5 protein-coding genes and 2 pseudogenes are annotated in these 4975 nt (G+C 56.8%); 5 read left to right on the top strand and 2 right to left on the bottom strand.

What is annotated here, in order from left to right; genetic code table 11:
• From ACFFAR_RS24510 to ACFFAR_RS24490, 5 genes and pseudogenes are all read left to right on the top strand, one after another.
• Window positions 1–479 (top strand): MBL fold metallo-hydrolase (locus tag ACFFAR_RS24510; protein WP_174364465.1); only part of this gene is annotated, 479 nt, incomplete at its 5' end.
• Between the two features lie 35 nt (window positions 480–514).
• The gene (locus ACFFAR_RS24505) at window positions 515–862 is read left to right on the top strand and encodes a beta-lactamase hydrolase domain-containing protein (protein WP_174364466.1); all 348 of its coding nucleotides are present in this window, start codon (window positions 515–517) and stop codon (window positions 860–862) included.
• Window positions 863–986: 124 nt separating this feature from the next.
• Window positions 987–1790, top strand: a complete 804-nt coding sequence (locus tag ACFFAR_RS24500) for a TSUP family transporter (protein WP_174364467.1) — start codon at window positions 987–989, stop codon at window positions 1788–1790.
• Window positions 1791–2061: 271 nt separating this feature from the next.
• Window positions 2062–2145: pseudogene (locus ACFFAR_RS24495) on the top strand (3-hydroxyacyl-CoA dehydrogenase); the annotation flags it as partial.
• A 136-nt stretch (window positions 2146–2281) separates the two neighbouring features.
• Entirely contained in the window at window positions 2282–2476 is a 195-nt protein-coding gene (locus ACFFAR_RS24490; protein WP_375508614.1) for a 3-hydroxyacyl-CoA dehydrogenase family protein, read from the top strand.
• A 243-nt stretch (window positions 2477–2719) separates the two neighbouring features.
• Here the strand turns inward: ACFFAR_RS24490 and pruA are convergent, their stop codons facing one another.
• Window positions 2720–4345 (bottom strand): L-glutamate gamma-semialdehyde dehydrogenase, encoded by a 1626-nt coding sequence (gene pruA / locus ACFFAR_RS24485; RefSeq protein WP_174364468.1) that lies wholly within the window; start codon window positions 4343–4345, stop codon window positions 2720–2722.
• Window positions 4346–4732: 387 nt separating this feature from the next.
• A pseudogene (locus ACFFAR_RS24480) lies at window positions 4733–4975 on the bottom strand (hypothetical protein); the annotation flags it as partial.

Below are 4975 nucleotides of genomic sequence, written 5' to 3'. Positions count from 1 at the left end.
TCGGAGCGCTTCAGGTTAGGGTAATGTGCACCCCCGGCCACACCCCCGCGTGCGTCACCTACGTGGTCGAGCACTATGGGTACATCGCGGCGTTTGTCGGTGACACGCTTTTTATGCCGGACTGTGGTACAGCACGATGTGACTTCCCGGGTGGCGATGCACAGACGCTGTTCCGCTCCATCAACAAAGTTCTTGGCCTGCCTCACAGTACCGTCCTCTACATGTGTCACGACTATTGCCCGGGTGGCAGGGCCATGCAGTTCATGAGCACAGTAGCTGACGAACTCGCGAAAAACGTGCACATTGGCGCCGGCACCACAGAAGATAACTTTGTGAAGATGCGTAAGGAACGCGATGCGACGCTCTCAATACCGACACTCATGCTTCCCTCAGTGCAAGTAAATATGAGAGGTGGCCGAATGCCTAAACCCGAGAGCAACGCAGTCTCTTACATCGAAATCTCTGTCAGTCCTCGCTGAATTTAGTATGGCAGTTAAATTTAGGAAAACTTCTGGTGAAAATAACGCATCTATCTAGCGAGTTCAGCGTCACGTCGCAACTGATCGAATCAGACGTGACCATCGCGCTCGCTAACGGGTTTCGCTCTATTGTGTGCAATCGGCTAGATGGAGAAGCACTTGATCAAACGCCATTTAGGAAAATCTGCGAGGCGGCCGCCTCAGTCGGCGTAATGGCTCATTATCTGCCTGTTGTATCAGGGCAAATGCGCCCAGAGGACACTATCGCTTTCAGGTCGCTCGTAGAGAATCTACCAAAGCCAATTCTCGCGTACTGCCGCACGGGCTCCCGCTCAGCAATGCTTTGGAATGCGGCTGGCTTGGCCGGGCATAGAGATCATTGAGAAAAGCAGGCATGTGGGAGACCACAAAAAGTAGCCGAAACTATGGGCAATGAGGCACTCATCCCGTTCACCCTAGATTCCGTAGAACTTTACAGTTTAGGCTTTCGGTTAATCGGAGTTGACGATGTCCCTTTCGCTCGCACTTGGCTTTGTAGTGGGACTTGTCCTCGGTCTCACTGGCGCTGGCGGCGGCATACTTGCAGTCCCAGCGCTTGTTGTTGGAATGCACTGGTCAATACAGCAGGCGGCGCCTGTCGCACTGATTGCTATATCAGGAAGCGCGGCCGTCGGAGCTGTAGAAGCCTTCTGTGCAAGACTTGTCCGCTATCGCGCCGCCCTCCTTATAGCAGTCGCGGGTGTGCCAGCGACATCAATCGGATTGTCCGTTGCCCATCAGTTACCGCAACGCGCCCTACTATTCGTTTTCGGTGGAGTGATGCTGCTAGTTGCGTTTCGCCTCATATACCAAGCTTCGAAAGAAGCCGTGGCAGCAAGTGATACGGCCTGGTGCGTCGGCCGCATAAATCCCACCACCGGCCGGCTTACATGGGCAGCTTCAATGACCGCAGCGCTTATTGGTATCGGCGCTCTGACTGGCTTCATGACGGGGCTGCTGGGGGTTGGCGGCGGGTTCGTCATTGTGCCGCTCCTCAGGAAATTCACCAATGTCCCACTGCATGGCGTCGTCGCCACGTCCCTGATGGTCATCGCGCTGATTGGTACGGGCGGTGTAATTGCCACTGTCGCGCACGGAATCTCATTCCCCGCGAACTTTGCGCTGGTTTTTAGCGTTACCACCGTGTTAGGTATGGGTGCGGGAAGATTTGCTTCGCGCAAGTTATCCGGACGGCGTCTGCAAATTGGCTTTGCTTGCGTGCTGCTATTCGTCTCTCTTGGTCTAATGTCGAAGGCCGCACTCGGCGTCTAAGCACGATTGAAGTCGCGGCAAAAACAAAGATCCCCGACTTCTTGAAGGACGTCAAAGCTTGAATTTTATGCTTGGTCGGCGGAATTTATGGGTGGTTTCGTAGTTCAGGTATGGTTCTTTTGAACGATGTTATGCGCAGGTGCAGGCTCATCCACCGAGCTTGCCTGTGGACAAGCCGTGGCAGCACGCTACCCTTTAGCTGCCGGTTTTTCCCGGGCTTCGAGAAACGCCAGCGAGTGCTATTCTCTCCAGCGCGTCGTCCGCGCTTCCGATGTCGTCGTTCGCGAGTGGATTGCAAACACGTGAGCGCTGCACCATCGCGCATCCAGTGAATCCGCCCTATCTGATCCCGGTAGTCGAACTAGTACCGGCGCCGTTCACGGCTGCCGACACGGTCGAGCGTGCTGCACGACATTTCAACAAGCCGGCATGCACCCGCTGCGGTTGGGAAAGGAAATTGAGGGATTCGTTTCAACCGACTGCAGGGCGCAGTGCTGCGCGAAACATACTGCCTCGTGCGCGACGGCATCGCGACCGTCGAGGATATAGACTTGCTGATGACCGAGACGCTCGGGATGCGTTGGTCGGTCGTCGGCCCGTTCGAGACGGTGGATCTGAACACCCGTGGCGGCATCGGGTTCCACGCGCAGAAGATGGGGCCACCATATGAGCGGATGGGCGCATAGCGTGGACAGTACGACCCATGGACGGCAGATCTCGTCGCAAAGGTCGAGAGTTCGCGCCGCAAATCGCTTCCGCTCGACCAATGGGATTTTAGGGTTGACTGGAGAGACCGCGTGCTAATGGAACTACCTTGGCCCCTTCACCCACGAGATACCGCTCATTCATTTAACCCTTCGTCTAAGTGATGAGGAGTTGGGAGTAAATTTCCGGTTACCTGACAGGTCGGGTGCGATCCGCTAGTTAGTTCAGTCCGCCATGTATGGATACTTGTAGTCCAAGGCAGGCACGAACGTCTCCTTAACTGTGCGTGGTGACACCCAGCGCTGCAGGTTCAGTGCGGAACCAGCCTTGTCGTTGGTACCACTGCGACGTGCGCCGCCAAACGGCTGCTGGCCAACTACGGCACCGGTGGGCTTGTCGTTGATGTAGAAATTGCCTGCCGCGAAACGCAATGCATCGGATGCCTGAGCGATGGCAGCCCGGTCAGTAGCGAAGATCGCACCGGTCAGCGCGTATGGACTCGTTCCGTCAACAAGCGTTAACACCTCTGGCCACTGGTTATCGGCATATACATAGACACTCAGTACCGGACCGAAAAGTTCGGTTTCCATGAGTGGATGGCGTGGATCGTCGACCTCCAGCACAGTCGGGCTGATGAAGTAGCCAATGGTGTCATCAGCCTCGCCCCCTGCCAGTACCTTGACGCCACGATCGTCCGCAGCGCGCTGGAGGTGCCCGTGGATCCGGTCGAAGGCGCGGCGGTCAATCACGGCGCCCATGAAGTTCGTGAAGTCGGTTACGTCGCCCATGCGGACTGTTTCGAGCATCGCCAAGAGACGCTCGCACACCTTCGGCCACAGCGAGGCAGGGATATAAGCCCGAGATGCCGCACTGCACTTCTGACCCTGGTATTCGAACGCGCCACGCAGCAGCCCCACGGCAAGTGCTTCGACCTCCGCAGAGGCATGCGCAAGAACAAAGTCCTTGCCACCTGTCTCACCCACCAGGCGCGGGTAGCTTCGGTAGCGCGAGACGTTGCGGCCTACTTCACCCCATAGCGTGTCGAACACAGCCGTCGAGCCAGTGAAGTGGACTCCCGCCAATTCAGGACGTGCCATCACAGCGTTGCTGACGGCAACCGCCGAACCCGGCACGAAGTTGATGACGCCCTTGGGCAGTCCTGCCGCCTCAAGCAATTCCATAAACAGAAAATTCGACAGCGAAGCTGTGGCAGCAGGCTTCCACACCACCGTGTTGCCCATCAGTGCCGGCGCGAGCGCGAGGTTGCCGCCAATGGCCGTGAAGTTGAATGGTGTCACCGCATAGACGAACCCTTCGAGCGGGCGATATTCGAGGTGATTGCGTATCCCCGGCGATGAAACGGGTTGCCCGGCGGCTAGTTCATGGGCGAACTGTACATTGAAGCGCAAGAAATCGATAAGTTCGCAAGCCGAGTCAATCTCAGCCTGGTAAGCGGTTTTGCTCTGGCCCAGCATCGTCGCGGCATTGAGCTTCGCGCGCCAAGGACCAGACAGCAGGTCCGCTGCCTTCAGGAACACCGCTGAACGCTCTGCCAGCGTGGCCTGACTCCAGTCGCGCTGAGACGCCACAGCAGCGTCTATAGCCGCGTTTGTGGTAGCGGTGTCGGCGTTGTGAACATGCGCGAGCACGCGTTCATGCGCGTGAGGCTCCCGCACATCATTGGTATTTTCGCTGGTGATACGCTTGCCATCGACAACCGCAGGGATTTCGAGGACACGAGATTGCTGCGTCTTAAGTTCTGCGGCCAATGCGATCCGCTCCGGACTTCCGGGCGCATAGGAAAGCACGGTCTCATTGGTAGCTTTAGGAGAGAGTTGGATTGCTGACATAGTTAACCACGCAAAGTTGAGGTAAGAATCCGAGATTGACGAGACCTCGCTGCGGATATTGCGATCCGGCGTTAGTATCGTGATGCAAGAAGTGTTTCTCGCCCCGAGCGCTCGAAGTCATGCGAGCGGTCCGCACACTGGTATTTAAGCAAAGACCGTCGATGGAGACGGAGACCCATTTGATACTAGAAGGACTCCTGAATAGAAGGTGCATCCCATTCAAAGGAATTGTCGTCTCTCAGGATTCCGATATCACCGCTGCAGCTCCATACCCACCCCGCCTCGCTCTTTGGCGAGTTTCAGAACGAGATTGGCAAGCGCCAGATCGGCGAGTGCATAACCTTTAAAGCAGAACAGCTTGCGTCCCGCGACCGGCGCAGATTTTCCTCATGCCAGTCCCGTCAGATCCGTGTGGAATTTCGCTGTGTCGACGGGTTCGCCGTTGACATCGAGGGGAGCGTGTCCCTGTGTGAGGCTGTCGGTTGCAAGGAATTGAAACGCGGACAGGGATTCGGGAATCCAGCTTCGGCCTAGATCGACGGCAGAAACAAACACCTCGCTCTTCAGACGGTTTGCGTCAAGGAAGGGGACGAGCCCTGGGCCACCCGGTACCATTGTGACAACAACGTC

Origin of the sequence: uncultured Caballeronia sp. (genome assembly GCF_964243625.1) — a bacterium.
In the GTDB taxonomy this organism is placed as follows: Bacteria; Pseudomonadota; Gammaproteobacteria; order Burkholderiales; family Burkholderiaceae; genus Caballeronia.
This window is presented reverse-complemented; position numbering and strand designations above follow the sequence as displayed.

Coding starts and splice junctions, on each gene's coding strand:
- ACFFAR_RS24500 (WP_174364467.1), top strand. CDS start 987: ATGTCCCTTTCGCTCGCACTTGGCTTTGTAGTGGGACTTGTCCTCGGT.
- pruA (WP_174364468.1), bottom strand. CDS start 4,345: ATGTCAGCAATCCAACTCTCTCCTAAAGCTACCAATGAGACCGTGCTT.